Below are 25,956 nucleotides of genomic sequence, written 5' to 3' on the forward strand. Positions count from 1 at the left end.
CCCGCCATCGCCCGGCGTTGTGGCCCGGGCCCGCTTTGGCCTATAGTCCGAAGGCCGGCCTGCGTTCGCACGGTTACCGGTATGACAGCACCCATAAACATTCAGGAGGCGGGGCAGCCAATGGTGGCCAAGGCCAGGGACGCCGACAGCGAGCGGTTCCTGATCAGCGATCTGTGCGATCTGCTGGAGTCCTATCTGCCTCACGATGCGGTGCAGGAGGTCTACGGTGCCTACCTGTTCGGTGCCGAGGCCCATGAGGGCCAGCACCGGATGTCGGGCGAGCCCTACATCTATCACCCCATCGCCGTGGCCCGCATCCTGGCCGAGATGCACATGGATCACCAGAGCATCGTCGCCGCCATCCTGCACGACGTCATCGAGGACACCCCCACCGCCAAGGAACAGATCCAGACCCGCTTCGGCGCCGAAGTGGCCGAACTGGTCGATGGCGTGAGCAAGCTGACCCAGATCCAGTTCGAGAGCAAGGCCGAGCAGCAGGCCGAGAACTTCCGCAAGATGATGCTGGCCATGGTGCGCGACATCCGCGTCATCCTGATCAAGCTCGCCGACCGCCTCCACAACATGCGCACCCTGGGCGTGATGCGCCCGGACAAGCGCCGCCGCATCGCCCGCGAGACGCTGGAGATCTACGCCCCCATCGCCAACCGCCTGGGCATGAACCAGATGCGCCTGGAGCTGGAGGACCTGGGTTTTCGCCGCCCTGCATCCCATGCGCTCACGGGTGCTGGACGAGGCCGTGCGACGCGCCCGCGGCAACCGCAAGGAGGTCCTCTCAACAAGATCGAGACCGCCATCAAGGGCCGTCTGCGCCAGGAGCATATCGACGGCGAGGTACGCAGCCGCGAGAAGCATCTCTACAGCCTGTACCGCAAGATGCGGGTCAAGGGCGTGTCCTTCGCCGACGTCTCCGATGTCTATGCCTTTCGGGTCATCGTCGACAAACCCGATACCTGCTACCGGGCGCTCGGCATCGTGCACAACCTCTACAAGCCGGTGCCTGGCAAGTTCAAGGACTATATCGCCATCCCCAAGGCCAACGGCTACCAGTCACTGCACACGGTGCTGTTCGGCCCCTATGGTGTGCCGATCGAGGTGCAGATCCGCACCGATGACATGGACCGGGTGGCCGAGGCAGGTATCGCCGCGCACTGGCTGTACAAGGCAGGCGAAGGCGGCGGCGCCAACAGCGCCCAGTTGCGCGCCCGCGAATGGTTGCGCGAATTGCTGGAGATGCAGAAAAACGCCGGCAACTCGCTGGAGTTCCTGGAGAACGTCAAGATCGATCTGTTCCCCGACGAGGTCTATGTGTTCACCCCGCAGGGCGACATCATGGAGCTGCCGCGCGGTGCCACCCCGGTGGATTTCGCCTATGCCGTGCATACCGAGGTCGGCAACACCTGTATCGCGGCCAAGGTCGACCGCCACCTCTCGCCGCTGCGCACGCCCCTGTTCAACGGCCAGACGGTCGAGATCATCACCGCGCCCGGGGCGCATCCGAACCCAGCCTGGCTGAATTTCGTCATCACCGCCAAGGCCCGCTCCAACATCCGCCATCACCTGAAGAACCTGCGCAGCGAGGAGGCCGTTAACCTGGGTCGGCGGCTACTGGATAAGGCCCTGTCAGGTATGGGCCTTACATTGAATGAGCTGCCAAAGGATCGGCTCGATGCCTTTCTGGCCGAGTGTGGGGTGGGGTCGCTGGACGCGGTGCTCGATGACATCGGTCTGGGCAACCGGATCCCGGTGCTGGTGGCGCGCCAGCTTGCCGGCCGGAGCGAAGAGCCGGAGGCCTCCGCGACCGACGGCGCCCGGGTGAGTACACCGCTGGCCATCAAGGGCACCGAGGGAATGGTGGTCAGCTATGCCAGGTGCTGCCGGCCGATCCCGGGCGATCCCATTATCGGTTTCGTCAGCGCCGGGCGCGGCATCGTGATCCATGCCGAGAACTGCAAGAACGTGGCCGATTACCGCAACCAGCCGGAGAAATGGATCGATGTACAATGGGAGCCGGACGTCGAGGGCGAGTTCCCGGCCGAGCTGCGCATCGAGGTCGCCAACCAGCGCGGGGTGCTGGCCACGGTGGCGGCGGTGATTGCCGACATGGGCTCCAATATCGAGAATGTCGCCATCGAGGAACGCGATGGCATGAACACCACCATGGTGTTTACCATTACCGTTAAGAACCGCCAGCACCTGGCCAGTGTGATGCGCCGTATCCGCCACATCAAGCTGGTGCTGCGCCTGTCGCGCGGCCGCGGCTGACGGAAAGACGGCCCGTCCGTCATTGCGAGTACCCATGGGGCATAAACGAAGCGCGGCAATCTCTCCCTGTTGGCCGGGGCGTTACGAGATTGCTTCGCATTGCTCGCAATGACGTTCAAGTAACCAGCAACAGGGAGTCATTGTGAGCAGAAAAATCATCGCCACCGACAAGGCCCCGCAGGCCATCGGCCCCTATTCCCAGGCCGTCAAGTACGGCAATACCGTCTATCTTTCAGGCCAGATCCCGCTGGTGCCGGAGACCATGGAACTGGTCGCCGGCGACATGGAGGCGCAGGTACGCCGGGTGTTCGATAACCTGGCGGCCGTGTGCGAGGCCGCCGGCGGTTCACTGAATGCCATCGCCAAGCTCAATATATTTCTCACCGATCTTGCTCACTTTCCATTGGTCAACGATATCATGAAGGAGTATTTCAGCGAGCCTTACCCGGCGCGTGCGGCCATCGGTGTGGCCAGTCTGCCCAAGGGCGCAGCGGTGGAAATGGACGCGATCATGGTGCTTTGAGATTTTTAAAACCCAACGCATAGGCATTTGTACCCATAGGGCGTAAACGCCTCTGCGTTGAAATATTCAATGAACCAGAAAACAGGAAACAAGCGCATGGATGCGCGTACGCAAACCGATGAAACCCTGGACCGGGTGCCGGTCACGGCGCTGAAGGGCGTGGGCCCGCGGCTGGCGGAGAAGCTCGCGCGGCTCAACATCGCCACCGTCCAGGACGCCCTGTTTCACCTGCCCCTGCGCTACGAGGACCGCACCCGGGTGGTGCCCATCGGGGCGCTGCAGCCGGGCGGTCGGGCGGTGATCGAGGGCGAGATCGGCCACACCGAGATCAAATTCGCGCGCCGGCGCATGCTGCTGGTGCATCTCGCCGACGGTACCGGCGCCCTGGTCCTGCGCTTCTTCCATTTCAATGCCGCCCAGCAGGCCGCCCTGGCGCGCGGTAGCCGGATCCGCTGTTTCGGCGAGGTGCGCAGCGGCCCCACCCGCCTGGAGATGGTCCACCCCGAGTATCGCCGGGTGGATGTGGATGAACCCGTTCCGGAAGCCGAGACGCTGACGCCGATCTATCCCGCCACCGAAGGGGTGCACCAGCTCGGTCTGCGCAGCCTGACCGATCAGGCCCTGGCCTGGCTGGAGGCGCATCCCGACAGTCTGCCGGACTGGCTGGCCGACAGCGGCATCGAACCGGACGGCCTGCCGGGGCTGCGCGCAGCGATCCAGCTGGTGCACCGGCCGCCGCCGGATGTGGACCTGGCCGCGTTGGAGGCGGGCGAGCACCCGGCCCAGCGCCGGCTGGTGCTGGAGGAACTCGTCGCCCATCACCTGAGCCTGCGGGTGCTGCGCTGGCGGGCGCAGTCGCAGCAGGCACCGGTCCTGCGCGGCGACGGCCGGCTGCGCCGGGCCCTGCGCGAGCAGCTGGCCTTTCCCCTGACCGGTGCGCAGGAACGGGTGGTGGCAGAGATCGAGGCGGATGTCGCCCGCGCCCATCCCATGCTGCGGCTGGTGCAGGGGGACGTTGGCTCGGGCAAGACGGTGGTGGCCGCGCTGGCCGCGCTGGCGGCGGTCGAATCCGGCATGCAGGTCGCGCTGATGGCGCCCACCGAGCTGCTGGCCGAGCAGCATCTGCGCAACTTCGCCGACTGGCTCACGCCCCTGGGCGTGGAACTGGCATGGCTGTCGGGCCGGACCAAGGGCGCGGCGCGCCGGACCCTGCTGGAGCAGATCCGCAGCGGCGCGGCGCGGGTGGTCATAGGTACCCATGCCCTGTTTCAGGAGGAGGTGGAATTTCACCGCCTGGGGCTGGTGATCATCGACGAGCAGCACCGCTTCGGCGTGCACCAGCGTCTGGCCCTGCGCGACAAGGGCGGACAGGAGGCGCGCCTGCCGCACCAGCTGACTCTGACCGCCACCCCCATCCCGCGCACCCTGGCGATGGCGGTCTATGCCGATCTGGATACCTCGGTGATCGACGAGCTGCCGCCCGGCCGCAAGCCGGTCACCACCGTCGTCATCCCCGACAGCCGCCGGCCCGAGGTGGTCGAGCGGGTGCGTCGGGCCTGCGCCGAGGGTCGTCAGGCCTATTGGGTCTGCACCCTGATCGAGGAATCAGAAAGTCTGCAGTGCCAGGCGGCGGAAGAGGCGGCGGCCGAGCTGCGCGAAGCCCTGCCGGAGCTGCGTGTGGGGCTGGTCCACGGCCGGCTCAAGTCCAATGAAAAGGCGGCCATCATGGCGCAGTTCAAGCAGGGTGGGCTGGATCTGCTGGTGGCCACCACCGTGATCGAGGTCGGGGTGGACGTGCCCAACGCCTCGCTGATGGTGATCGAGAACGCCGAACGTCTGGGCCTGGCCCAGCTGCACCAACTGCGCGGCCGGGTCGGGCGCGGGGCGGCGGACAGTCACTGCGTGCTGCTCTACCACACCCCGCTCTCAAGCCAGGGCCGCGCCCGGCTGGGGGTGATGCGCGCAACCGGCGATGGCTTCGAGATCGCCCGCAAGGATCTGGAACTGCGCGGTCCGGGCGAGGTGCTGGGGACACGCCAGACCGGCATGGTCGGCCTGCGCATCGCCGACCTGATGCGCGACGAGGCGCTGCTGCCCGAGGTCAACCGGCTGGCCGAGCGGCTGAATCGCGCTTCCCCCCAGATCGTGCCGCTGTTGATCCGACGCTGGCTGGGGGAGAATGTGCGCTACGGGTCGGTGTAAGCGGGCCGGTTTGTCCGGATTGCGGCCATTCATGCGATAATCCGGGCTCTTTGACCCGAGCCCCGGAATCTTGCCCGACACGCCGTTACACAATCACTGGGAAAACCCATGGCATCCCGGTCGCCGCTGGCGGCGTGTTCAGCTCGACCCGCGGTTGCGCGGCTGGCTGCTGGATACCTCGTCGCTGACCCGGCGTCTGCAGCAATGCTGCGCCGGTCACTTCCGGGTACGGCTGGACTGGCAGGGCTGGGCGCGGCCGGCGCTGGATGAGTGCCAGGCCCTGGGGCTGCGCCGACGCCAGCGCGCCCTGGTCCGCGAGGTGCATCTGTTGTGCAATGATATCCCCTGGGTTTTTGCCCGCACCGTGATCCCGCGCGCCAGTCTGCGCGGGCGTGAACGGCGGCTGGCGCATCTGGGCGAGCGTCCGCTGGGCGCGGTGCTGTTCGCCGATCCGCGCATGCAGCGCGGCGAGGTGGAAGTCGCCCGCATCGATCCCGGCACCGCCCTGCATGCGCATGCCCTGGGTGAGCAGGGGGCGGAGGCCGGCCCGGTCTGGGGTCGGCGCTCTGTTTTCTGGCTGGGGCGCAAGCCGCTGCTGGTCAGCGAGATATTCCTGGATACCATGGACTGCCCGAATGGCGCCTGATTTTGCCGTCATTGCGAGCGCAGCGCGGCAATCTCATACTGCAGCATCGTCGGTTGGAGATTGCCGCGCTGCGCTCGCAATGACGGGTATTTTTCGCCTCTAAATCAAGCCCTGCTCCGGACTGACACCTGAAATGTTCGACCGCCTGTACCAGTATTACCTGCTCACCCGCCTGCACCGGCCCATCGGCACCCTGCTGCTGCTGTGGCCGACCCTGTGGGCGCTGTGGCTGGCTGCGGAGGGCTTTCCCGATCCGCTGGTGCTGGCCGTGTTCATCGCCGGCGTGGTGCTGATGCGCTCGGCCGGTTGTGTAATCAACGACTATGCCGACCGCGGGTTCGACCCGCATGTGCAGCGTACCCGGGAGCGGCCCCTTGCCTCCGGGAAGGTCAGTCCGCGCGAGGCGCTGGCGCTGTTCGCCGTCCTGTGCCTGATCGCCTTTGCCCTGGTCCTGCTGATGAACCCGCTCACCATCAAGCTGGCCTTCGTGGGGGTGGCACTGGCGGCAATCTATCCCTTCACCAAACGCTTCACCCATCTGCCGCAGCTGGTGCTGGGCGCGGCCTTCGGCTGGGCCATCCCCATGGCCTTCGCCGCCCAGGCCGGCGAGCTGCCGCGCCTGGCCTGGTTGCTGTTCCTGGTCAACATCCTCTGGGCCACGGTCTATGACACCCAGTACGCCATGGTCGACCGTGACGATGACCTGAAGATCGGAGTGAAATCCACCGCCATCCTGTTCGGTGAGGCTGACCGTCTGATCATCGCCATGCTGCAGCTGCTGGTGCTGCTGGGGCTGGGTCTGGTCGGCGGGATGGCGCAGCTGGGGCTGTATTATTATCTGGGCCTGGCGGTGGCCGCCGCGCTGGCGCTGTATCAGCTGTACCTGATCCGCAATCGTGACCGCGACGGCTGCTTCCGCGCCTTTCTCAACAACAACTGGTTCGGAGCGGCGGTATTCGCCGGGTTGGCGCTGGAGTACCTGAATCAGTCCTTCACGGGGTGATGGTATTTGAGCCGCCAGGCCGCCAAGCATTTTTATGTAAGAATTCTTTCTTGGCGAACCTGGCGTCCTGGCGGTTCATTCCATTGGTATGCAATCAAGGGTTGATATGACGGACAGTAATCCAACAGCCTACGACCAGCTCGGCGGCGATGCCGGCGTGCGGGCACTGGTCGAGCGCTTCTATGACGAGATGGACCGGCTGCCCGAGGCGCGGGGTATCCGTGAACTGCATGCGCCGGATCTCACCGAGGCGCGGGAGAAGCTCTACCTGTTCCTGTCCGGCTGGCTGGGTGGCCCGCCGCTCTATATCGAAAAGTACGGCCATCCCCGTCTGCGCGCCCGCCACCTGCCCTTTCCCATCGGCGAGGCCGAGCGTGACCAGTGGATGCTGTGCATGACCCGCGCCATCGACAGTCTGGCGCTCGCCCCCGATTTTCGTGATCAGCTGGTCGCGACCTTTTTCCAGATGGCGGATCACATGCGCAATCAGTTCGATTCGGAATCCAATCCCTTTCCGCTGGCGGGCGGCTAGGTGGTCGCTGTGGTCAGAGGATCAGCGCGGTCGCCAGAAACAGCATCAGCCCCATGCCGATGATGTCGGTGAAGGTGGTGAGAAAGATGCTGCTGGCGGTGGCCGGATCGGCCCCGAAGCGTTTCAGCGTCAGCGGTACCACCACGCCGAAGATGCCGCTGCCGACGCAGGCGCCGATCATGGCGAGGAAGATCACCGCGCCGAGCAGGGCGGGTTCGAGCGAATCGGTCGTCACAGCGTAGCCGTACATGGCGATGCCGGCGATCACACCGACCACGGCCCCGTTCAGCGCCCCGAGCAGGATCTCCTTGCGCAGCAATTGCCCCACCGGGTAGTCGCGCAGTTGTCCCAGCGTGATGCCGCGCAGGGTGATGGCCAGCGCCTGGCAGCCGGTGTTGCCGCTCTGGCCGGCCAGCACCGGCAGAAAGGCCGCCAGCGCCACCATGCGGGTGATGGTGTCCTCGAACATACCGACCACGAAGGCGGCGGCGAAGGCGGTAATCAGGTTGACCTGCAGCCAGGGATGACGCATGCGGAAGGCCTGCAGCACCGGGGTGCGGATCTGTTCTTCCCTGGCCACGCCATACTGGGTGCCGGCCTGGGTGCTGAGTTCGGTGGCGATGCGCTCGTACAGCTTCCAGCCGTGGACCACGCCGGCCACCCGGCCTGTCTCGTCGATCACGGGATACAGCGGATAATGGCGGTACAGGACCTCGCCGACCGCGTCCTGGACCGGCGTGTCGGGTCGGAAGGCGAAGGGGTTTTTGACCATGATGTCAGCCAGGGTCTGCGACGGCTTGGCCAGCAGCAGGTCGCGCATACCGACCACCCCGACCAGGCGCTCGGATTCGGTGGCGAAGATATAGCTGATCTCCGATATCTCCGTGCTCTTGACCAGAAAGGCCAGAGCCTCGGCCACGGTATGCGCCGCGGGCAGGATGGCGGGTGCGACTGTCATCAGCTCGCCGATGGTTTCCTCCGTCCCCGAGAGAACGGCCCTGGTGGCGGCCTCCTCCGGCGCGGCGGACTCCGCCAGGTGCGCCGCCACGGCCAGCGCCTGTTCCTCAGGCAGGCGTGACAGCACGAACTGAATCTCGTCCGGCGGCAGATCAGCCAGCCGGCCGGCCGCTTCCGCCGGGTCCTCGTCCCTGATCCGCTCAACGAGTTCCATGATGCCGGGGCTCTGGGGCATGATCTGCTCCTGACGTTTGCTGGTAGGGGGTCTTTACTAATGAGAACGTAAGTTAGACGATACTCAGCCGTTGTGTGCTCACGTAGGCCAAGGCAGCGAAGCGCCGCTGTAGCACTCCTACAGCAAGCTTCGATAACACAGGTCTACGTGAGCACACAACGGCCTACCCTTTCAAAATCAGATTGTTAGGGGCTTCAAGCCGCGTCCGCCTCGGCGTTGCGGCGCTTGGCAAGGGCCGGGCCATTCCCGGCGCACCGCGCCTTGATGCAGACGCGGCTTGAAGCCCTGAGTGTCATCTAACTTACGTTCTCATTAGTAACTGTCAGTATACTAGGGCCTGTTGACACTACCGACTGCAGGGCCGCGACAGGCCTGCAGCACAGGTGGTTATTCCCGCACATTGTTGAAGTCTTCGCATGCGACGTTTTCTGCTCCGTCATCGACCCTCCGTCAGCCGCCGCCATCCGCTGTGGGGCGATAATCACCGCCTGCGCGACTGGGTGATCCGCTCGGGCTGTCTGACCTTCCGGCGCGAGCAGGTCGCCCGTGGTGTGGCGGTGGGCCTGCTGGTGGGGTTCACGCCCACGGTCGGCTTCCAGACCCTGCTCATGCTCGGCGGCTGTCTGCTGGTGGGGGGCAACTTCCCCGCCGCCTTTCTGGTGTCCTGGGTCAGCAATCCACTCACCATGACACCGCTGTACGTGGCCTTTCACGAGCTGGGTGAATACGTCTTCGGCGACTGGCTGGAACGGGTCATCAGTCATACCGACTGGCTGGGCGAGGCCATGATCGATCTGCTCAGCACCGGCCTGGGCAGTCTGCTGGTGGCCGTTCCGGCAAGCCTGCTGGGCTATCTCGCCACCCTGGGGGGCGCCGAGGTCTGGCAGCGCCGCCGGCATGTCGCCCGCGACCGCCGCCGTCGGGCACGGCGGACGCTGTTGCAGGACGATACGGACTCCACCGGTTCGCGCTGACCGGTATCCGTTTCTCCCTGATTTATTCGCGGTTGATCCCGGCAATTGGCTGGTTACGCAATGTCTGCCTTGAAATCAGGCGCTGTGCGATCTAAATACTGTGAAGATGGCTGACGATTCTGCACGCCCGCCCGGGCGGAGGAGGTACGCATGGCCGGTCTGATCAATCGTCTCTACCCCGGGGACGTTAGGGAAATCCAGCCCAGGGAAACCCTGGACACCGACACACCGCCGATCAACCGGATCGACATGCGCCGGCCCCTGCGGTGGCTGGCGCAGGGATGGCAGGATCTGTGGCGCACGCCGGTGGCGCTGGTCGACGGGCTGATCGTGGCCCTGGTCGGGCTGGTCTCGGTGTGGTTGACCTGGTCCCGGCCCTGGCTGAGTTTTTCCCTGGTGACGGGCTTTCTGCTGATCGCGCCGGTGCTGTCGGTGGGGGTCAATGAACTGGCCCGCCGGCTGGAGACGGGTGAGCCGCCCGGCCATGCCGCCGGCCTGGGTGCGCTGGCGCGGCTGGGGTTGCCGCTGTGGCTGTTCGCCGGCCTGCTGATTGTGCTGTTCAACGTCTGGGCGAGTTACATCTGGCTCTGGCTCGCGGTGCTGAACGTCGGCAGTGCCGGGGTGCTCGGCAGTGTGGACCAGATGCTGCTGGCGTTCCTGTCCGGCCCGAAGGGGATCGTTTCCCTCATCGGCCTGCTGGTGTCCGGTGCGGCACTGGCCCTGGCGGTATTCGCGGTCAGCCTGGTGACCCTGCCGGTGATGCTGGACCGACACTGCTCGCTGATCGATGCCATCGCCATCAGCTTCAAGGCCTTCCGTGACAACCCCCGGCCGCTGCTGCTGTGGGCGGCGCTGATCACGGCCCTGTTCGCCGTCTCGGCCCTGACCGCCTTCATCGCCCTAGTGGTGGTCTTCCCCTGGCTGGGGCTGGCGATGTGGCACGGCTACCGGGATCTGGTGGCCTGGGAGGACCGTCCGCGGTAACCGCACACAGCAACCCCCTTCTCCCCAGCGGGGGAGAGGGTCAGGGTGAGGGGGCAAAGTGTCCGTCTCACCCGTGCATTCCCGCCCGCGCACATACCCAAACCCGGACTTCTGCCGCCCCGCGCGCTTTGAGCGCCCGGGCCAGGGCGTCCGCCGTGGCGCCGGTGGTCATGACATCGTCGATGATCGCCACCCGCAGGCCGGCCCAGTCCCCCTCCGCCCGAAAGGCGCCTCGCACGTTGGCCCGCCGCGCCCGGGCGGACAGGTCGGCCTGGGTGTCCGTGCGCCGCTGCCGCCGGCAGTGACTACTGTCGAGGGGCAGCTTCAGGCCGCGGGCGGCGAAGCGGGCGATCTCCAGCGACTGGTTGAAGCCGCGCCGCCACTGGCGACGCGGATGCAGAGGGACGGGCACCAGCAGATCGCAGGCCGGCCAATCGGCGGCAGCCACCGCCAGCAGCTGGCCCAGCAGCCGGGCCTGGGCCAGCCGGCGATGGTGCTTCAGGTCCAGGATCAGCCGGTCGACCGGCGGGCGGTAGAGATACAGGGTATGGGCGCCGTCGAAGGCCGGGGGCCGGCGTTGGCAGCGGCCACAGATCAGGGCGGAGGCTGTGCCGGTCAGGGGCTCGGCGCAGCGCGCGCAGGCCGCCGCTGGAGAAGGCAGTCCGCGCCGGCAGTCGGGGCACAGGTCAAGCCCCTCGGCGCCGGGCCGATGACACAGGATGCAGGTCGGGGGAAAGAGTCGGAATTGTATATATTTCCACCAGTTGTTAACCATGCGGCCTCCCTGCCGGTTGACAACAACGCCTGAACGGGCCATTATCCCTGGCCCTTCGTCGACCACATCATTATACCGGAAACCAGCGTCATGACCGAGACCGCGACCTCTGCCACCCATCTGGTGACGGCCCGCAGCGCGCGCTTCAGCGCGGCCCTGTTCAATTACGGCAATATCATCTCGCTGCTGGCACCCTTCCCGCTGATGATCTTCTGGCTCGGTGCGTCCATGTTCGTTTACTGCATGAACCGCCACCATCCGAACGAGAAGGTCGGTTACTACACCCAGCAGGCCGCCTACCGTTTCTACGGCGTGACCGGTTTCTTCGTGGCCGTGGCCATGTTCCTGCCGGTCAATCTTAACTATTACCTCATCGCCTGGGCCCTGGGAGCCGCCATCCTGCTGCCGCTGAGCCTGCGCGACCTGGCGCGCATCCGCCGCGAGCGCTGGGATGACATGGAGATTCTGGTGGAGCCCCAGGAATGAGCGGCCAGCCGGCGCTCGAGATGGCCGCCGGTGACGACGGCCTGCGCCACGACTGGGCGCGGGACGAAATCCTCGCGCTGTTCGCGCGCCCCTTCAATGATTTGATCTTCGAGGCCCAGCAGGTTCACCGCAATCACTTCGACCCCAACGCGGTGCAGGTCAGCACCCTGCTGTCGATCAAGACCGGCGCCTGTCCCGAGGACTGCGCCTACTGTCCGCAGAGCGCGCACTACAAGACCGAGCTCGAAGTCGAGCGCCTGCTGCCGCTGCAGGAGGTGGTCGAGGCTGCGCGCGCGGCCAGGGCGAGGGGCGCCAGCCGCTTCTGCATGGGCGCGGCCTGGCGGCGCCCGCGTGACAAGGATCTGGAGCCGGTGCTGGACATGATCCGCGCGGTCAAGGCCGAGGGCCTGGAGACCTGTGTGACCCTGGGCATGCTGACCGAGCCGCAGACCGCGCGCCTGAAGGACGCCGGGCTGGACTATTACAACCACAACCTGGACACCTCGCCCGAGTTCTACGGCGAGATCATCTCCACCCGCACCTATGAAGATCGGCTCGAGACCCTGGCGCACGTGCGCGAGGCGGGTATCCATGTCTGTGCCGGCGGCATCGTCGGCATGGGCGAGGATCGCAGCGATCAGGCCGGCCTGCTGCAGGAGTTGGCCAACCTGCCGCGGCATCCCGAGAGTGTGCCGATCAATCTGCTGGTCAAGGTCGAGGGCACGCCGCTGAGTGATGTCGAGGACCTGGATCCGTTCGACTTCGTGCGCAACATAGCTGTGGCCCGCATCCTGATGCCGAAATCGCATGTACGCCTGTCCGCCGGCCGCGAGGCCATGGACGAATCCCTGCAGGCCCTGTGCTTCCTGGCCGGGGCCAACTCCATCTTCTATGGCGAGAAGCTGCTGACCACCGGCAACCCGGACGCCGACCAGGATCGCCGCCTGTTCGAGCGGCTGGGCCTGCGTCCGGTCTGAAGCCGCCCCGGTGAAGGACCTGCGCGCCGTCCTGGATCAGCGCCGCCGCGACGGCCTCTATCGCAGCCGCCGCATCGCCGACTCCCCCCAACTGCCCGAACGCCGCCTCGATGGGGGCGGGTGCCTGAGTTTCTGCAGCAACGACTACCTCGGTCTGGCGGCGCATCCGCAGGTCGGCGCCGCCCTGCAGCGTGGCGCCGACCATTGGGGTACGGGCAGCGGGGCGGCCCACCTGCTGGCCGGGCACACCGCCGCCCATCACGCGCTGGAGGAGGAGCTGGCCGACTTCGTCGGGGCCCCCCGCGCCCTGCTGTTCTCCACCGGTTACATGGCCAACCTCGGGGTGATGGCCGCCCTGCTTGGACGCGGCGACCGGTTGTTCCAGGACCGCCTCAATCACGCCTCCCTGCTCGACGGCGCGCGCATCAGCGGGGCACGTCTCATCCGCTATGCTCATCGCGATCCCGGGGATCTGGAGCGGCGCCTGGATGAGGCGCCGGCGGGCGAGCGTCTGATCGCCAGCGATGGCGTATTCAGCATGGACGGCGATGTCGCGCCGGTGGCCGGGTTGCAGGCACTGGCGCAGCGCCATGCCGCCTGGCTGCTGGTCGATGATGCCCATGGCCTGGGCGTGCTCGGCCCCGGCGGCCGGGGCAGCCTGGCGCAGGCCGGTATCGCACCCGCTGGCGGGCTTGTCCTGATGGGCACCCTGGGCAAGGGGCTGGGCACCTTCGGCGCCTTTGTCGCCGGCGGCGAGGACCTGATCGAGACCCTGATCCAGCAGGCCCGCAGCTATGTCTACACCACCGCGCCGCCGGCCGCCCTGGCCGAGGCCACGCGCGCGGCCCTGCGGCTGTGCCGGGAAGAGGGCTGGCGGCGCGATAAACTTCAGGCGCTGGTGGGCCGGTTCCGTACCGGCGCGGCACAGCTGGGCCTGCCGTTGATGGAATCCGATACCCCCATACAGCCGCTGCTGATCGGTGACACCCGGGCCGCGACCCGGCTGAGCGCGGCACTGGAGCGGGCCGGCATCCTGGTGCCGGCCATCCGGCCGCCGACGGTGCCGGAAGGTGCGGCCCGGCTGCGTATCAGCTTCTCAGCCGCGCATGATGAGGCGCAGGTCGACCGGTTGCTGGATGCCCTCGGCTCGGCACTTGAAGGCTAGCGCATGCACCTGGAGATCGAAGGGCAGGGGCCGGACCTGGTACTGCTGCACGGCTGGGGCCTGCGGTTGGAGGTGTGGGACGCCCTGGCCGGGCGGCTGCGCGGGCGCTGGCGGGTGATCCGGGCCGACCTGCCCGGTCACGGCCGCAGCCGTGACCGGACGGAGCTGAATGCCGAAACCCTGATCCCGGCGCTGGAGACGGTGCTTGCAGGGCCGGCGCACTGGATCGGCTGGTCGCTGGGCGGGCTGCTGGCGCTGCAGCTCAGTGAGCGGCGGCCGGAATGGTTCGAGTGTCTGGGCCTGGTGGCCTGCAATCCCTGCTTTGCGCAGCGCCCGGAGTGGCCGGGCGTCACGCCCGAGGTGCTGGAGGCTTTCACCGCCGGTTTGAAGGAGACGCCGGAGGCGACCTGGAAGCGCTTCCTCGGCCTGACTGCGCAGGGTGATAATCAGCGCGAGGTGCTGCGGGCGCTGCGTGCCTGTGCCGGCGCAAGTATGCCGGCACAGGCCGCACTCGCGCAGGGGCTCGCGCTGCTGGCACAGGAAGACGCGCGCGGCGCGGCCATGAGGTTGTCCGCTCCCGTCCACTGGTTGCTGGGCGGCGCGGACGGGCTGGTCCCGGCCGCGGTGGCCGATGCCGTGGCGGTTCTGACAGGGCCGGATACCGTGACACGGATCGACGGCGCCGGGCATGCGCCCTTCCTGTCACATTCCCTGCTGTTCAATCAATGGCTGGATGCCTGCCTGGAGGCATGAACCGTAGTATGACCGATTCGCCGCAACAGCTGGACAAGCGCCAGGTCCGCCTTGCCTTCAACCGGGCCGCCGCCACCTATGACGGGGTCGCGGTGCTGCAGCGCGAGGTCGGCCAGCGGCTGCTGGAGCGCCTGGAGCTGATCCGGTTGCAACCCGAGTGGGCACTGGATCTGGGTGCCGGTACCGGCCAGATTACCCAAGCCCTGCTCAGGCGCTATCGCGGCAGCCGGGTGCTGGCGCTGGACCTGGCCGAGGCCATGCTGGCCCAGACCCGCCGCGCCGCCGGCTGGTGGCGCCGGCCGCGCCTGGTCTGCGGCGATGCCGAACAGCTGCCATTGGCCGATGACTCGGTAGATCTGCTGGTCTCCAACCTCACACTGCAGTGGTGCAACAGCCTGGACCGGGCCTTCGCCGAGTTCCGCCGGGTGTTGCGACCGGGCGGTGCGCTGTTCTTCACCACCTTCGGCCCGGATACCCTGAAGGAGGTCCGCGACAGCTGGGCCGAGGTCGACGGCCATTCCCATACCAATCGCTTCATCGACATGCATGACATCGGTGATGCCCTGGTGCGCGCTGGACTCGCCGAGCCGGTGATGGACGTGGAACGGCTGCAGCTGACCTACCGCGACCTGCCCCGGCTGGTACGCGAGATCAAGGCCCTGGGCGCGCACAACGTCACCGCCGGACGGGCGCGCAGCCTGACCGGGCGGGCGCACTGGCGCGCCTTCGAGCAGGCCTATGAGTCCCGCCGCCGGGACGGTGTACTGCCGGTGAGCTACGAAGTGGTCTACGGCCACGCCTGGGCGCCGGCCGCCGCGCGCCAGCAGCGCAGCGGCGACGAGGTGCGGGTACCGGTCGACATGCTGAAGCGGCGCTGAGCCTGCATGGGACGGATCCTGTTCGTCACCGGCACCGATACCGGCTGCGGCAAGACCTTCGTCAGCACCGCCCTGATCCACGCCCTGCGTGCACGCGGCGAGCGGGTGCTGGCCATGAAGCCGGTCGCCTCCGGCTGCGAGTCGACGCCCGACGGCCTGCGTAATGCCGATGCGCTGGCGCTGCAGGCGGCGGCCTCGTTGCAGTTACCGTACGAGCGGGTCAATCCCTTTGCCTTCGCTCCGCCCATCGCCCCGCATATCGCCGCCGGGCAGGCCGGGGTGCGCATTTCGCTGGATGCCATCATCGGCAGTGCCCGGCAACTGGCCGCGCAGTGCGATGTGCTGGTGGTCGAGGGCGTGGGCGGCTGGCGGGTGCCGCTCACCGACACCGAAGACGTCGCCGACCTGGCGCTGCGTCTGCGGGCCGGGGTCGTCCTGGTGGTGGGGCTGCGCCTGGGCTGCATCAATCACGCCCTGCTCACCGCCGCGGCCATCGGGGCCGGCGGGGCTCGCCTGGCTGGCTGGGTCGGCAATCGGCTGGATCCGGGCATGGAGCATCCGGAGGAGAATCTCGCCACCCTCGGGGCGCGCCTCGGCGCCCCCAGTCTGGGGTGTTTGCCCCACTGCGCCGACACTGTGGGACCGCAGGCCGTGGCCGGCCATCTGGATCTTTCCCATCTGTAACCGGTTTCGCCCGTGAAAGCGGGCGCCAGCTTGCTGGCGGCATAATCCCGGTTATGTCAGTATGCTTTACACACGCTGTTAGATAAATCGACCCGGGTCAGGTGCCGGATTGAATACCATTCAGATGTAAGGGAATGACGCGACAAAACATCCATTCCACCTCACGGAACATCTAACGGCTAATATTATAATTTTATAATAATTTGTGTATTGATTTTACAATAGCCTGTTATCGCAAAGTTTTATGATGCCGTTGGATCGAGTTTGCTTGCGCCATGCAGGTGCATCGGGTAGCATCCGGAGCAGGTGAAATAACACAGTCTGTGCGTCAAAACACAGGCAGTCGCAACCATACATTATATAAAGCAGGCTGCATTCCAAGAGGGCGAGGTGGTAGCAGCGCAGTGTGACGCCAATCTGGCGGAGTGTTATGTCCTGATCCGGCCCAACTGCTCATTGACGTGGCGGGGGTCGGTGGTCGTGTTCTGCGGCATCTTCCTGGTCTCGATGAGTATCGCCCTGGCCTTCCTCTGGCAGGGACTGTGGCTGGTTCTGCCCTTTGCCGGCCTGGAGATGCTGGCGCTGGCTGCCGGTTTGTACCTCGGCGCGCTGCGGACCCGCGAGCGCGAGGTCATCCGGGTCGAGGGCGACACGGTCGCGATCGAGCGGGGCCGGCGCCGCTGTCGGGAGGTCATCCGTTTTCCCCGGGGCTGGGCCCGGGTGGAGCTGGCGCGCGCGTCGCGGGCCGGCCATCCCGGCCGGCTGCTGATCCGCTGCCACGGCCGGGCCCAGGAGATCGGACGCTGTCTGAACGATAACGAGCGTGACCGGCTGGCCACGGACCTGCGGGACTGGATCCGGCATGGCGCCACGCCGGCCTGAACGAGAAGAATCACACAAAATCGACGAATCTGGACCAAAGGAGAGAAGGGGCATGTCTGCGAGTATGAAACCGAGGGGGTGTCAGGCGCTGGCGGGGGCCGGCCTGATGACTGTCGCCGGCAGCGCGACGGCGGAATGGGGCCTGAACCTGCCCGTGGGCGTGAGTCCGATCGCCAACGAGGCCTACAGTCTGCACATGCTGATCCTGTGGATCTGCGTGGCCATCGGCGTGGTGGTGTTCGGGGCGATGTTCTACTCCATCATCAAGCACCGCAAGAGCAAGGGTGCCGTGGCCGCCCAGTTCCACGAAAGCACCACTATCGAGATCCTCTGGACCATCATCCCCTTCCTGATCCTGGTCGGCATGGCCTTCCCGGCCACCAAGGCGCTGATCGCCATGGAGGATACCAGCAACTCGGATGTCAGCATCAAGGTCACGGGTTACCAATGGAAATGGCAGTACGAATATCTGGATGAAGAGATCGGCTTCTTCAGCACCCTGTCCACGCCCAAGGACGAGATCTTCAACAAAGTCGCCAAGAACGAGGACTACCTGCTGCAGGTGGATAACCCGGTGGTGGTGCCGGTGGGCAAGAAGGTGCGCCTGCTGATCACCGCCAACGATGTCATCCACGCCTGGTGGGTGCCGGAGCTGGGCATGAAGAAGGACGCCATCCCCGGGTTCGTCAACGAAATGTGGTTCCGCATCGACGAGCCCGGTACCTATCGCGGCCAGTGCGCCGAACTGTGCGGCAAGGATCACGGCTTCATGCCCATCGTGGTGGTGGCCAAGGAGCAGGCCGAATACGACCAGTGGGTGGCCGAGCAGAAACAGGGTCAGGCGACCGCGGCCGCCGAATCCGAGCGTGAATGGACGCGCGATGAGCTGGTGGCCCGGGGCGAGGAGGTCTACAAGTCCAACTGCGTGGCCTGCCATATGGCCGGCGGCGAAGGTGTGCCCGGCGCATTCCCGGCGCTCAAGGGTGGAGCCATCACCACCGGGCCGGTCGAGGGGCACATCGATATCGTTCTGAACGGCTCGGCCGGTACCGCCATGGCGGCCTTCGGTGCCCAGCTCAATGATGCCGATCTCGCGGCAGTTATTACCTATGAGCGCAACGCCTGGGGCAATGATACCGGCGATGTGGTGCAACCGGCCGATATCAAGGCGGCGCGCTAACGGATTCCGAGGAGGAGAGAGCAGATGACTACCGCAACCGCACACGAGGCACATGACGATCACGGGCCGGCCCGGGGCCTGTCGCGCTGGCTGTTCACCACCAACCACAAGGACATCGGCACCCTGTACCTGCTGTTCGCGCTGCTGATGTTCTTCGTCGGCGGCTCCATGGCCATGGCCATCCGCGCCGAGCTGTTCGAGCCGGGGCTGCAGTTCGTCAACCCGATGTTCTTCAACTCCCTGACCACCATGCATGCGCTGGTGATGATCTTCGGCGCGGTCATGCCGGCCTTCGTCGGCCTGGCCAACTGGCTGATCCCGATGATGATCGGGGCGCCCGACATGGCGCTGCCGCGCATGAACAACTGGTCCTTCTGGATCCTGCCCTTCGCCTTCACCCTGCTGCTGTCGACCTTCTTCATGGAGGGCGGCGCGCCGGCCGGGGGCTGGACCATCTATCCGCCGCTGGTACTGCAGACCGGGGACGCCTTCCCGTTCCTGATCTTCGCCATCCACCTCATGGGTATCTCCTCCATCATGGGCGCGATCAATGTGGTGGTGACCATCCTCAACATGCGCGCCCCCGGCATGACCATGATGAAGATGCCGCTGTTCGTCTGGACCTGGCTGATCACGGCCTATCTGCTCATCGCGGTGATGCCGGTACTGGCCGGTGCCGTGACCATGCTGCTGACCGACAAGTTCTTCGGTACCAGCTTCTTCACCGCGGCCGGCGGCGGCGATCCGGTGATGTTCCAGCACATCTTCTGGTTCTTCGGACATCCCGAGGTCTATATCATGATCCTGCCGGCCTTCGGCATCGTGTCGCAGATCATCCCGACCTTCGCCCGCAAGCCGCTGTTCGGCTACAGCTCCATGGTGTATGCGACCGCATCCATCGCCTTCCTGTCGTTCATCGTGTGGGCCCACCACATGTTCACGGTGGGTATGCCGCTGGCCGGCGAGCTGTTCTTCATGTACGCCACCATGCTGATCGCCGTGCCCACGGGCGTGAAGGTATTCAACTGGGTCTCCACCATGTGGCGGGGCTCGATGACCTTCGAGACCCCGATGCTGTTCGCGCTGGGCTTCGTGGTCATGTTCACCATCGGCGGCTTCTCCGGCCTGATGCTGGCCATCGCGCCGGTGGATTTCCAGTACCATGACACCTACTTCGTGGTGGCGCACTTCCACTATGTGCTGGTCACCGGTGCGGTGTTCGCCATCATGGCCGGCGCCTACTACTGGCTGCCCAAGTGGACCGGCAACATGTACAACGAGACGCTGGGCAAATGGCACTTCTGGCTGTCGACCATCTCGGTGAACGTGCTGTTCTTCCCGCAGCACTTCCTGGGCCTGGCCGGTATGCCGCGCCGCATCCCGGACTATTCCATCCAGTTCGCGGAGTTCAACATGATCTCCTCGCTCGGTGGCTTCGCCTTCGGCCTGAGTCAGTTGCTGTTCGTCTACATCGTGTTCAGCACGATCCGCGGCGGCGCCCGGGCCACCGACGAGGTCTGGGACAACCCGGAGGGACTGGAGTGGACCCTGTCCTCGCCGCCGCCGTACCACAGCTTTACCACCGCGCCCGAGGTCAAGTGAGGCGGACGCGCCGGCGCGGACAAGTGCCGCGCCGGCGCCATGCCACGAGGTGTAAATGTCGCAGCAGACACCACAGCAGAAACGCAGCAACATCCGCCTGGCGTTGATCCTGGCCGCGATTGCCGTCGGGATTTTCCTGGTCTTCATCTGGTCGACGGCGGGAGGTGAGTTGTGAATGCGCCGGATCCGCGCCAGCAGGCCACCCGACGTACCCTGCGCCGCATGCTGTTCGTGGCCGTGGGCATGTTCGGCTTCGGCTTTGCCATGGTGCCCTTCTACAATGTGTTCTGCGACATCACCGGGCTGAACGGCAAGACCGCCTCCGGTCCGACGCAGACGCTGGAGGAACAGCCGGCCGCGACCGACCGCACCGTTACGGTGGAGTTCATCGCTAATCTCAACCAGGGCATGCCCTGGGAATTCCGGCCCGAGGTGAACAAGATGGAGGTGCAGCCCGGCAAGGCCTACACGGTCCGCTTCTATGCCCACAATGGAACCGGGCGGGAGGTGGTCGCCCACGCCGTGCCCAGCGTCACGCCGGGGCTGGCCGCGAAGCATTTCCACAAGACCGAGTGCTTCTGTTTCACTGAGCAGAAGTTCGGCGCCGACGAGGGGCGCTGGATGCCGGTGCGCTTCATGGTGGATCCGGAACTGTCGGACAAGCACAACGAGCTGACCCTGTCCTATACCTTTTTCGATACCGGCGCACGCACCGCGGCCGCGCCAAAGGGGCTGGAGGCGGTGCATCCGGCCACACAGACGAACTGATTACCGAGATAAAAAACAACTGCTGAATAAACCAAAGAGGATTGAGGTATGACTGAAGCACATGGCGGCTACTATGTCCCCCACGGCAGTCACTGGCCGCTGGTGGGTTCCGTGGGCCTGACCACCCTGGTGGTCGGATTTGCGATGCACCTCAACGGCTCCGACATGGGGCTGAGCACCATGTTCGCCGGCGTGGCCATTGTGCTGATCATGATGTTCGGCTGGTTCGGCACCGTGATCCGGGAAAGCGAAGCCCATATGTACAATGACCAGGTCGACAAGTCCTTCCGCTGGGGGATGGGCTGGTTCATCTTCTCCGAGGTGATGTTCTTCGCCGCCTTCTTCGGCGCTCTGTTCTATGCCCGGATCCTCTCTGTGCCGTGGCTGGGCGGTGAGGATGCCAGCACTCACGCGCTGCTCTGGCAGGGGTATTCCGCCGCCTGGCCGACCAACGGCCCGGCGGGAATGGGCGGGACCTTCGAGACCGTGGGCGCCTGGGGCATACCCGCCATCAACACCCTGATCCTGCTGAGTTCCGGCGTGACCGTGACCTTCGCCCACTGGGCGCTGAAGAAGAACAATCGCGGTCCCCTGGTGGGCTGGCTGTTCGCCACCGTCGCCCTGGGTTTCCTGTTCATCGGGCTGCAGGCCTACGAGTACGGCCATGCCTACTCCGACCTGAATCTGACCCTGGAGAGCGGCGTCTACGGCTCGACCTTCTACATGCTGACCGGCTTCCACGGCATGCATGTCACCATCGGCGCCATCATGCTGGCCATCATCATGCTGCGCAGCATCAGGGGGCACTTCTCGCCCGACCGCCACTTCGCCTTCGAGGCGGTGGCCTGGTACTGGCACTTCGTTGACGTGGTCTGGCTGGGCCTGTTCATATTCGTCTACTGGCTCTGACGCGCCTGATCAGATAATGGCCACGGAATCACACGGAAAAATATATTGATGTGTTCTCTTGTTCCGTGTGCTTCCGTGGCTGTTTCAGGGCCGGTTGCCAGTGGCCGGCGCATTGCCCTCCGTCGGCTGCGCAGGCGGGTGCGGATAGACGCCATGAGGCTGCAGCACCCCGGTGGCGTAGCCCAGCATCAGCAGCAGGAACAGGGTCACGGACAGGCCGATGCGCCAGGTCAGCGCCTTGACGGTGCGGTCCGAGTCGCCCTTGTCCTTGATGAGAAAGATGAGGCCGCTGGCCAGGCTGCCGAGGATGACGAGCAGCACCAGCACAATGAACAGTTTTGGAAGCATGGAATGAAAGCGCCCTGTATAGCCGGGTTTGATGTGAGCCAGGCCGTCGGCGCGCGGGCGCACCGGCGGGGCGGGTCAGTATACACGCCGGTGCGCGGACGGGGCGAGTGAGGGCGGGGCGCCGCGCACTCCGCCCCGGCCTGTGGCCCAGCCTGATCGTCGCCGCCCTGCTGATGCTCCTGATCGGGCTGGGCTTCTGGCAGCTGGACCGGGCCGAACAGAAGCGGGTCCTGCTGGAAGAGTACGAGAACCGACCGCTGCAGGCGGCAATCCGCCTCGATGCGGATCTGGAGCCCCGGCCGGAGCTGCGATACCGCCAGGCCTGGGTGCGCGGCAGTTATGATCCGGCCCGCCAGTTTCTGCTGGACAACCGGGTCCATCAGGGCCGGGCCGGTTACCATGTGCTGACCCCGCTGCGTCTGGCGCACAGTGACGCGGTGGTGCTGGTCAACCGGGGCTGGGTGCCGCAGGGCCGCACCCGCGCCGACCTGCCGCCGTTGCCAGTGGAGAGCGAAGGCGTGATCACGGTGGAAGGGATGATCGATTTCCCGCCCGCCGACCCCTTCAGTCTCGGTGAGGGCGAGGCGCGCGCGCCGGGCTGGCCCAAGGTGCTGCAGCAGATCGATTTCGAGCTGCAGCCCCGGCAGCTGGATGCGCACCTGCTGCCGTTGGTGCTGCTGCTCGGCCCGGACCAGCCCGACGGTTTCGTCCGCCGCTGGGCGCCGATTCCGGAGCAGTTCGGTCCGGCGCGGCACGTGGGCTATGCCGTGCAGTGGTTCGCCCTGGCCCTGGCGCTGGTGATTCTGTTCTACTGGGCCGTACGGCGGCCCGCCGATGACGAGACAGACAGAGAATGAGTGGTGTGATGGAGTCCGGAGCAATGACGAACAATCCCGCGGATGCGGCCTCCCCGCGGCGTGGCCGCCTGGTGCTGGTGTTGGTCTTTGCCTTTTTCGCCCTGCCCCTGGCAGTGGCCTGGGTGATGAATTTCGCCGGCGGCTGGGTGCCGAAGGCCTCGGCCAATCACGGCACCCTGATCCAGCCGGTGCGCCCGGTCGAACTGCAGGGCCTGGTGGCGCCTGGACGGGCGGGCCTTCGACCCGGCGCCGCTGGCCGAGGACTGGACCCTGGTCTATCTGCATCGGGGCGCCTGTGACGAGGCCTGCTACGACACCCTGTACAAGCTGCGCCAGGTGCGGCTGGCGCAGGGCAAGAACATCGATCGGGTCCAGCGGCTGCTGCTGCTGGCCGAACCGGCCGCCCCGGACTGGGTGCGCGAGGCGCAGGGGCATTATCCGGGCCTGCTCATTGCGCGGCCGGCGCAGGCGGGTGCGGCTGCACTGGAACCCTTTCCCGCGGCCGGGCGGGTGTATCTGATCGACCCGCTGGGGCAGCTGATGATGGAATACCCGCTGCAGGCCGATCCGAAGGGCATGATCAAGGATCTCGAGCGGCTGCTGCGTATATCCTACGTGGGCTGAGCGGGGCACCGGGACAACCGAAAGGGGGAGACAAGCGTGGCAAACGTCAATGTGCTGACAAGCCTGCAGGCCGAAGGGGCGGCCTGGCGCGACTATCTGGGGCTGTGCAAGCTCAAGGTCGTGGCGCTGATCGTGTTCACCGCGGTGGTGGGAATGTTCATGGCCACGCCCGGCCTGGTGCCGCTGGACGCCCTGGTCTTCGGCAGCCTTGGCATCGGCATGGCCGCGGCCTCGGCAGCCGCGCTCAACCACCTGGTTGATCACAAGGTCGATGCCTGCATGGCGCGCACCCAGAACCGGCCGCTGCCCACCGGGCACCTCAATCCCCGCAACTGCCTGTACTTCGCGCTGGCCCTGGGCAGTGCCGGCCTGGCCATGCTGTGGCTGCTGGTCAATCCCCTGACCGCGGTGCTGACCTTCCTGTCGCTGATCGGTTATGCGGTGATCTATACCCTGTATCTCAAGCGGGCCACGCCACAGAACATCGTCATTGGCGGGGCCGCCGGCGCCGCGCCGCCGGTGCTGGGCTGGACCGCGGTAACCGGTCAGGTCGACCCGCATGCGCTGCTGCTGTTCCTTATCGTGTTCGTCTGGACCCCGCCGCACTTCTGGGCCCTGGCCATCCACCGCCGCAGCGAATATGCCAAGGTGAACATCCCCATGCTGCCGGTCACGCACGGCGTGGATTTCACCCGGGTGCAGGTGCTGCTCTACACCGTGTTGCTGGTGGCGGTGAGCGTACTGCCCTACGCCACTCACATGAGCGGCCTGCTGTACCTGACCGGGGCCCTGGGCCTGGGCGGCGGCTTCCTCTACCACGCCCTGCGGCTGATGCGCACCGACGCCGCCGCCATGCCGGCCTTCGGTTACTCCATCCTCTATCTCATGGGTATTTTCGCCCTGCTGCTGCTCGACCACCACCTGCCGGGCCTGTGGCTGACCCTGAACGGCCTCGCCGGCTGAAGCGAACCCCGCCGGGAGCGGAGCGTTGACCACCTCCCCGGCAGGGTCGCCCGGGCGCTGCCGCCGGTCGGGGGAATAAGCCGGGCGTGCCTGGCGTCCTTCAAGCGGCCCCGAACTCGATTTTTCCGGAATCCGTCCGATACTTCAGCCTGTCGTCCTGCACCAGCGCAGGGCGCAGGTCAGGCAAATCCCGTACGAATCTTGCGTCCGGGATTGGCGTCATATTAGAATGTCCTGATATTTTCCCCGGGCACGGGCCCTCGAAATTCAACAGGCAGCAACGAGGCGAGTCATGGCGCAGAGTGCAGCAGTGGGTACGCAGCAGCAGTATAACTATGCGATAATCAAGAAGTTCTCCATCATGGCCCTGGTCTGGGGCGTGCTGGGCATGGCTGCCGGTCTGTATGCCGCGCTGGAGCTGGCCTACCCTTTCCTGAATTTCAATATCCCCGAGATCACCTTCGGCCGTCTGCGCCCGGTGCACACCACCCTGGTGATCTTCGGCTTCGGCGGCAGCGCCCTGTTCGCGACTTCCTATTATGTCGTGCAGCGTACCTGTCAGGCACGCCTGTACGGCGAGGGGCTTGCCAACTTCACCTTCTGGGGCTGGCAGCTGTCGGTCGGCCTGGGTGCGCTCAGCTACATGTTCGGCATCACCCAGTCGCGTGAATACGCCGAGTTCGAATGGCCCATCGATATCCTGATCACCCTGACCTGGGTGGCCTATTTCTGGGTCTATGTGCAGACCCTGCGCGCGCGCTCCCAGCCGCACATCTACGTGGCCAACTGGTTCTACATCTCCTTCATCCTGGCTACCGCCATCCTGCATATCTTCAACAACCTGGCGATCCCGGTGAATCTGTTCAGCCTCAAGTCCTACTCGCTGTTCTCCGGCGTGCAGGACGCCATGACCCAGTGGTGGTACGGCCACAACGCCGTGGGCTTCTTCCTGACCGCCGCCTTCCTCGGCATGATGTACTACTTCGTGCCCAAGCAGGCCGGACGGCCCGTGTATTCCTACCGGCTGTCCATCATCCATTTCTGGGCGCTGGCCTTCCTGTACATGTGGGTGGGCGCGCACCACCTGCACTGGACCGCGCTGCCGGACTGGACCTCTACCCTGGCGGCGACCTTCTCCGTCATGCTGCTGCTGCCATCCTGGGGCGGCATGATCAACGGCATCATGACTCTGTCCGGCGCCTGGCACAAACTGCGCACCGATCCGATCATGCTGTTCATGATCACCGCGCTGTCCTTCTACGGCATGTCGACCTTCGAGGGTCCGCTGATGTCGCTGAAGAGCGTGAACGCCCTGTCGCACTACACCGACTGGACCATCGGCCACGTGCACTCCGGCGCGCTCGGCTGGGTGGCGCTGATCTCCTTCGGTTCGCTCTACCACATGGTGCCGCGTCTGTATGACACCAAACTCTGGAGCCTGCGCCTGGTCTATGCGCATTTCTTCCTGGCCACCATCGGCATTGTGCTCTACATCACCGCCATGTGGGTGGCCGGCATCGGGCAGGGCCTGCTGCTGCGTGCCTTCGACGATCAGTTCGGCACCCTGGCCTATACCTTCATCGAGACGGTGACCTTCCTGCACAAGCCCTATGTGGTGCGTGCCCTGGGCGGTGCCTTCTTCGTGAGCGGTATTGTTCTGATGGCCATCAATATCGCCATGACCATTCGTCAGGCGAAGGTCGAGCAGGCCGCCATCGAAGCCAAGATCGCGTCCAAGATGGCGCGCGCCTGAACAGCGGAGTCTT

27 protein-coding genes are annotated in these 25,956 nt (G+C 65.8%); 24 read left to right on the forward strand and 3 right to left on the reverse strand.

Going from position 1 to position 25,956, the window contains the following annotated elements; translation table 11 throughout:
• The first annotated feature begins 81 nt into the window (after positions 1 to 81).
• The 6 genes from spoT (at position 82) to D6C00_RS09150 (ending at position 7,189) form a co-directional block, all read left to right on the forward strand.
• Entirely contained in the window at positions 82 to 2,283 is a 2,202-nt protein-coding gene (gene spoT, locus D6C00_RS09125) for a bifunctional GTP diphosphokinase/guanosine-3',5'-bis pyrophosphate 3'-pyrophosphohydrolase (protein WP_241546838.1), read from the forward strand.
• A 142-nt stretch (positions 2,284 to 2,425) separates the two neighbouring features.
• Positions 2,426 to 2,806: a RidA family protein gene (locus tag D6C00_RS09130; protein WP_125181436.1), complete on the forward strand. Its 381-nt coding sequence runs from the start codon at positions 2,426 to 2,428 to the stop codon at positions 2,804 to 2,806.
• Between the two features lie 96 nt (positions 2,807 to 2,902).
• Positions 2,903 to 5,008 carry an ATP-dependent DNA helicase RecG gene (gene recG / locus D6C00_RS09135; protein ID WP_125181437.1) on the forward strand — a complete coding sequence of 702 codons (2,106 nt, stop codon included), beginning with the start codon at positions 2,903 to 2,905 and terminating at the stop codon, positions 5,006 to 5,008.
• Positions 5,009 to 5,078: 70 nt separating this feature from the next.
• Positions 5,079 to 5,654, forward strand: coding sequence for a chorismate--pyruvate lyase family protein (locus tag D6C00_RS09140; RefSeq protein WP_158675375.1), 576 nt, complete (start codon positions 5,079 to 5,081; stop codon positions 5,652 to 5,654).
• 133 nt (positions 5,655 to 5,787) lie between these two features.
• Positions 5,788 to 6,657, forward strand: coding sequence for a 4-hydroxybenzoate octaprenyltransferase (gene ubiA, locus D6C00_RS09145; protein WP_125181439.1), 870 nt, complete (start codon positions 5,788 to 5,790; stop codon positions 6,655 to 6,657).
• 106 nt (positions 6,658 to 6,763) lie between these two features.
• Positions 6,764 to 7,189 (forward strand): group II truncated hemoglobin, encoded by a 426-nt coding sequence (locus D6C00_RS09150; RefSeq protein WP_125181440.1) that lies wholly within the window; start codon positions 6,764 to 6,766, stop codon positions 7,187 to 7,189.
• A gap of 13 nt (positions 7,190 to 7,202) precedes the next feature.
• On the opposite strand, the gene D6C00_RS09155 is transcribed toward D6C00_RS09150, so the two are convergent.
• On the reverse strand, positions 7,203 to 8,381 hold the full coding sequence (locus D6C00_RS09155) for a magnesium transporter (protein ID WP_125181441.1): 1,179 nt from the start codon (positions 8,379 to 8,381) through the stop codon (positions 7,203 to 7,205).
• Positions 8,382 to 8,797: 416 nt separating this feature from the next.
• On the opposite strand from D6C00_RS09155, the gene D6C00_RS09160 reads away from it, so the two are divergent.
• Together D6C00_RS09160 and D6C00_RS09165 are read left to right on the forward strand one after the other, a co-directional pair.
• Positions 8,798 to 9,355 (forward strand): DUF2062 domain-containing protein, encoded by a 558-nt coding sequence (locus D6C00_RS09160; protein ID WP_125181442.1) that lies wholly within the window; start codon positions 8,798 to 8,800, stop codon positions 9,353 to 9,355.
• A 150-nt stretch (positions 9,356 to 9,505) separates the two neighbouring features.
• The gene (locus tag D6C00_RS09165; protein WP_125181443.1) at positions 9,506 to 10,339 is read left to right on the forward strand and encodes a DUF2189 domain-containing protein; all 834 of its coding nucleotides are present in this window, start codon (positions 9,506 to 9,508) and stop codon (positions 10,337 to 10,339) included.
• Between the two features lie 67 nt (positions 10,340 to 10,406).
• Here the strand turns inward: D6C00_RS09165 and D6C00_RS09170 are convergent, their stop codons facing one another.
• Positions 10,407 to 11,114, reverse strand: coding sequence for a ComF family protein (locus tag D6C00_RS09170; RefSeq protein ID WP_125181444.1), 708 nt, complete (start codon positions 11,112 to 11,114; stop codon positions 10,407 to 10,409).
• A 90-nt stretch (positions 11,115 to 11,204) separates the two neighbouring features.
• On the opposite strand from D6C00_RS09170, the gene D6C00_RS09175 reads away from it, so the two are divergent.
• The 11 genes from D6C00_RS09175 to D6C00_RS09225 all read left to right on the forward strand — a co-directional run bounded on the left by D6C00_RS09175 (position 11,205) and on the right by D6C00_RS09225 (position 21,398).
• Entirely contained in the window at positions 11,205 to 11,600 is a 396-nt protein-coding gene (locus D6C00_RS09175; RefSeq protein ID WP_125181445.1) for a hypothetical protein, read from the forward strand.
• Positions 11,601 to 11,620: 20 nt separating this feature from the next.
• Positions 11,621 to 12,577, forward strand: a complete 957-nt coding sequence (gene bioB / locus D6C00_RS09180; protein WP_125182426.1) for a biotin synthase BioB — start codon at positions 11,621 to 11,623, stop codon at positions 12,575 to 12,577.
• Positions 12,578 to 12,587: 10 nt separating this feature from the next.
• Positions 12,588 to 13,742, forward strand: a complete 1,155-nt coding sequence (bioF, locus tag D6C00_RS09185) for an 8-amino-7-oxononanoate synthase (protein WP_125181446.1) — start codon at positions 12,588 to 12,590, stop codon at positions 13,740 to 13,742.
• A gap of 3 nt (positions 13,743 to 13,745) precedes the next feature.
• A complete protein-coding gene (locus D6C00_RS09190; protein ID WP_125181447.1) occupies positions 13,746 to 14,495 on the forward strand; it encodes an alpha/beta fold hydrolase in 750 nt (249 codons plus the stop codon).
• An 8-nt stretch (positions 14,496 to 14,503) separates the two neighbouring features.
• Positions 14,504 to 15,373 (forward strand): malonyl-ACP O-methyltransferase BioC, encoded by an 870-nt coding sequence (bioC, locus tag D6C00_RS09195; protein WP_125181448.1) that lies wholly within the window; start codon positions 14,504 to 14,506, stop codon positions 15,371 to 15,373.
• A gap of 6 nt (positions 15,374 to 15,379) precedes the next feature.
• A complete protein-coding gene (gene bioD, locus D6C00_RS09200; protein WP_125181449.1) occupies positions 15,380 to 16,057 on the forward strand; it encodes a dethiobiotin synthase in 678 nt (225 codons plus the stop codon).
• Positions 16,058 to 16,447: 390 nt separating this feature from the next.
• On the forward strand, positions 16,448 to 16,939 hold the full coding sequence (locus tag D6C00_RS09205; RefSeq protein WP_158675376.1) for a DUF2244 domain-containing protein: 492 nt from the start codon (positions 16,448 to 16,450) through the stop codon (positions 16,937 to 16,939).
• A gap of 64 nt (positions 16,940 to 17,003) precedes the next feature.
• Positions 17,004 to 18,119, forward strand: coding sequence for a cytochrome c oxidase subunit II (gene coxB, locus D6C00_RS09210; protein ID WP_125182427.1), 1,116 nt, complete (start codon positions 17,004 to 17,006; stop codon positions 18,117 to 18,119).
• 24 nt (positions 18,120 to 18,143) lie between these two features.
• The gene (gene ctaD / locus D6C00_RS09215) at positions 18,144 to 19,721 is read left to right on the forward strand and encodes a cytochrome c oxidase subunit I (RefSeq protein ID WP_125181451.1); all 1,578 of its coding nucleotides are present in this window, start codon (positions 18,144 to 18,146) and stop codon (positions 19,719 to 19,721) included.
• A gap of 171 nt (positions 19,722 to 19,892) precedes the next feature.
• Complete coding sequence (locus tag D6C00_RS09220) at positions 19,893 to 20,489, forward strand: cytochrome c oxidase assembly protein (protein WP_241546840.1); 597 nt, start codon at positions 19,893 to 19,895, stop codon at positions 20,487 to 20,489.
• A 48-nt stretch (positions 20,490 to 20,537) separates the two neighbouring features.
• Positions 20,538 to 21,398, forward strand: coding sequence for a cytochrome c oxidase subunit 3 (locus tag D6C00_RS09225; protein ID WP_125181452.1), 861 nt, complete (start codon positions 20,538 to 20,540; stop codon positions 21,396 to 21,398).
• A gap of 84 nt (positions 21,399 to 21,482) precedes the next feature.
• Here D6C00_RS09225 and D6C00_RS09230 read toward each other — a convergent pair whose 3' ends face one another.
• Positions 21,483 to 21,746, reverse strand: a complete 264-nt coding sequence (locus D6C00_RS09230) for a twin transmembrane helix small protein (RefSeq protein WP_125181453.1) — start codon at positions 21,744 to 21,746, stop codon at positions 21,483 to 21,485.
• 107 nt (positions 21,747 to 21,853) lie between these two features.
• Here D6C00_RS09230 and D6C00_RS09235 point away from each other — a divergent pair, with 107 nt between their 5' ends.
• The 5 genes from D6C00_RS09235 to ccoN all read left to right on the forward strand — a co-directional run bounded on the left by D6C00_RS09235 (position 21,854) and on the right by ccoN (position 25,943).
• Entirely contained in the window at positions 21,854 to 22,603 is a 750-nt protein-coding gene (locus D6C00_RS09235) for an SURF1 family protein (protein WP_125181454.1), read from the forward strand.
• A gap of 23 nt (positions 22,604 to 22,626) precedes the next feature.
• Positions 22,627 to 22,902, forward strand: coding sequence for a hypothetical protein (locus D6C00_RS09240; protein WP_125181455.1), 276 nt, complete (start codon positions 22,627 to 22,629; stop codon positions 22,900 to 22,902).
• A 37-nt stretch (positions 22,903 to 22,939) separates the two neighbouring features.
• Positions 22,940 to 23,227 (forward strand): hypothetical protein, encoded by a 288-nt coding sequence (locus D6C00_RS09245; RefSeq protein WP_125181456.1) that lies wholly within the window; start codon positions 22,940 to 22,942, stop codon positions 23,225 to 23,227.
• A gap of 36 nt (positions 23,228 to 23,263) precedes the next feature.
• Positions 23,264 to 24,190: a heme o synthase gene (cyoE, locus tag D6C00_RS09250; RefSeq protein WP_125181457.1), complete on the forward strand. Its 927-nt coding sequence runs from the start codon at positions 23,264 to 23,266 to the stop codon at positions 24,188 to 24,190.
• Positions 24,191 to 24,455: 265 nt separating this feature from the next.
• A complete protein-coding gene (gene ccoN, locus D6C00_RS09255) occupies positions 24,456 to 25,943 on the forward strand; it encodes a cytochrome-c oxidase, cbb3-type subunit I (RefSeq protein ID WP_125181458.1) in 1,488 nt (495 codons plus the stop codon).
• Positions 25,944 to 25,956 lie beyond the last annotated feature (13 nt).

This window comes from Thiohalobacter thiocyanaticus (assembly GCF_003932505.1).
Lineage (GTDB): Bacteria > Pseudomonadota > Gammaproteobacteria > Thiohalobacterales > Thiohalobacteraceae > Thiohalobacter > Thiohalobacter thiocyanaticus.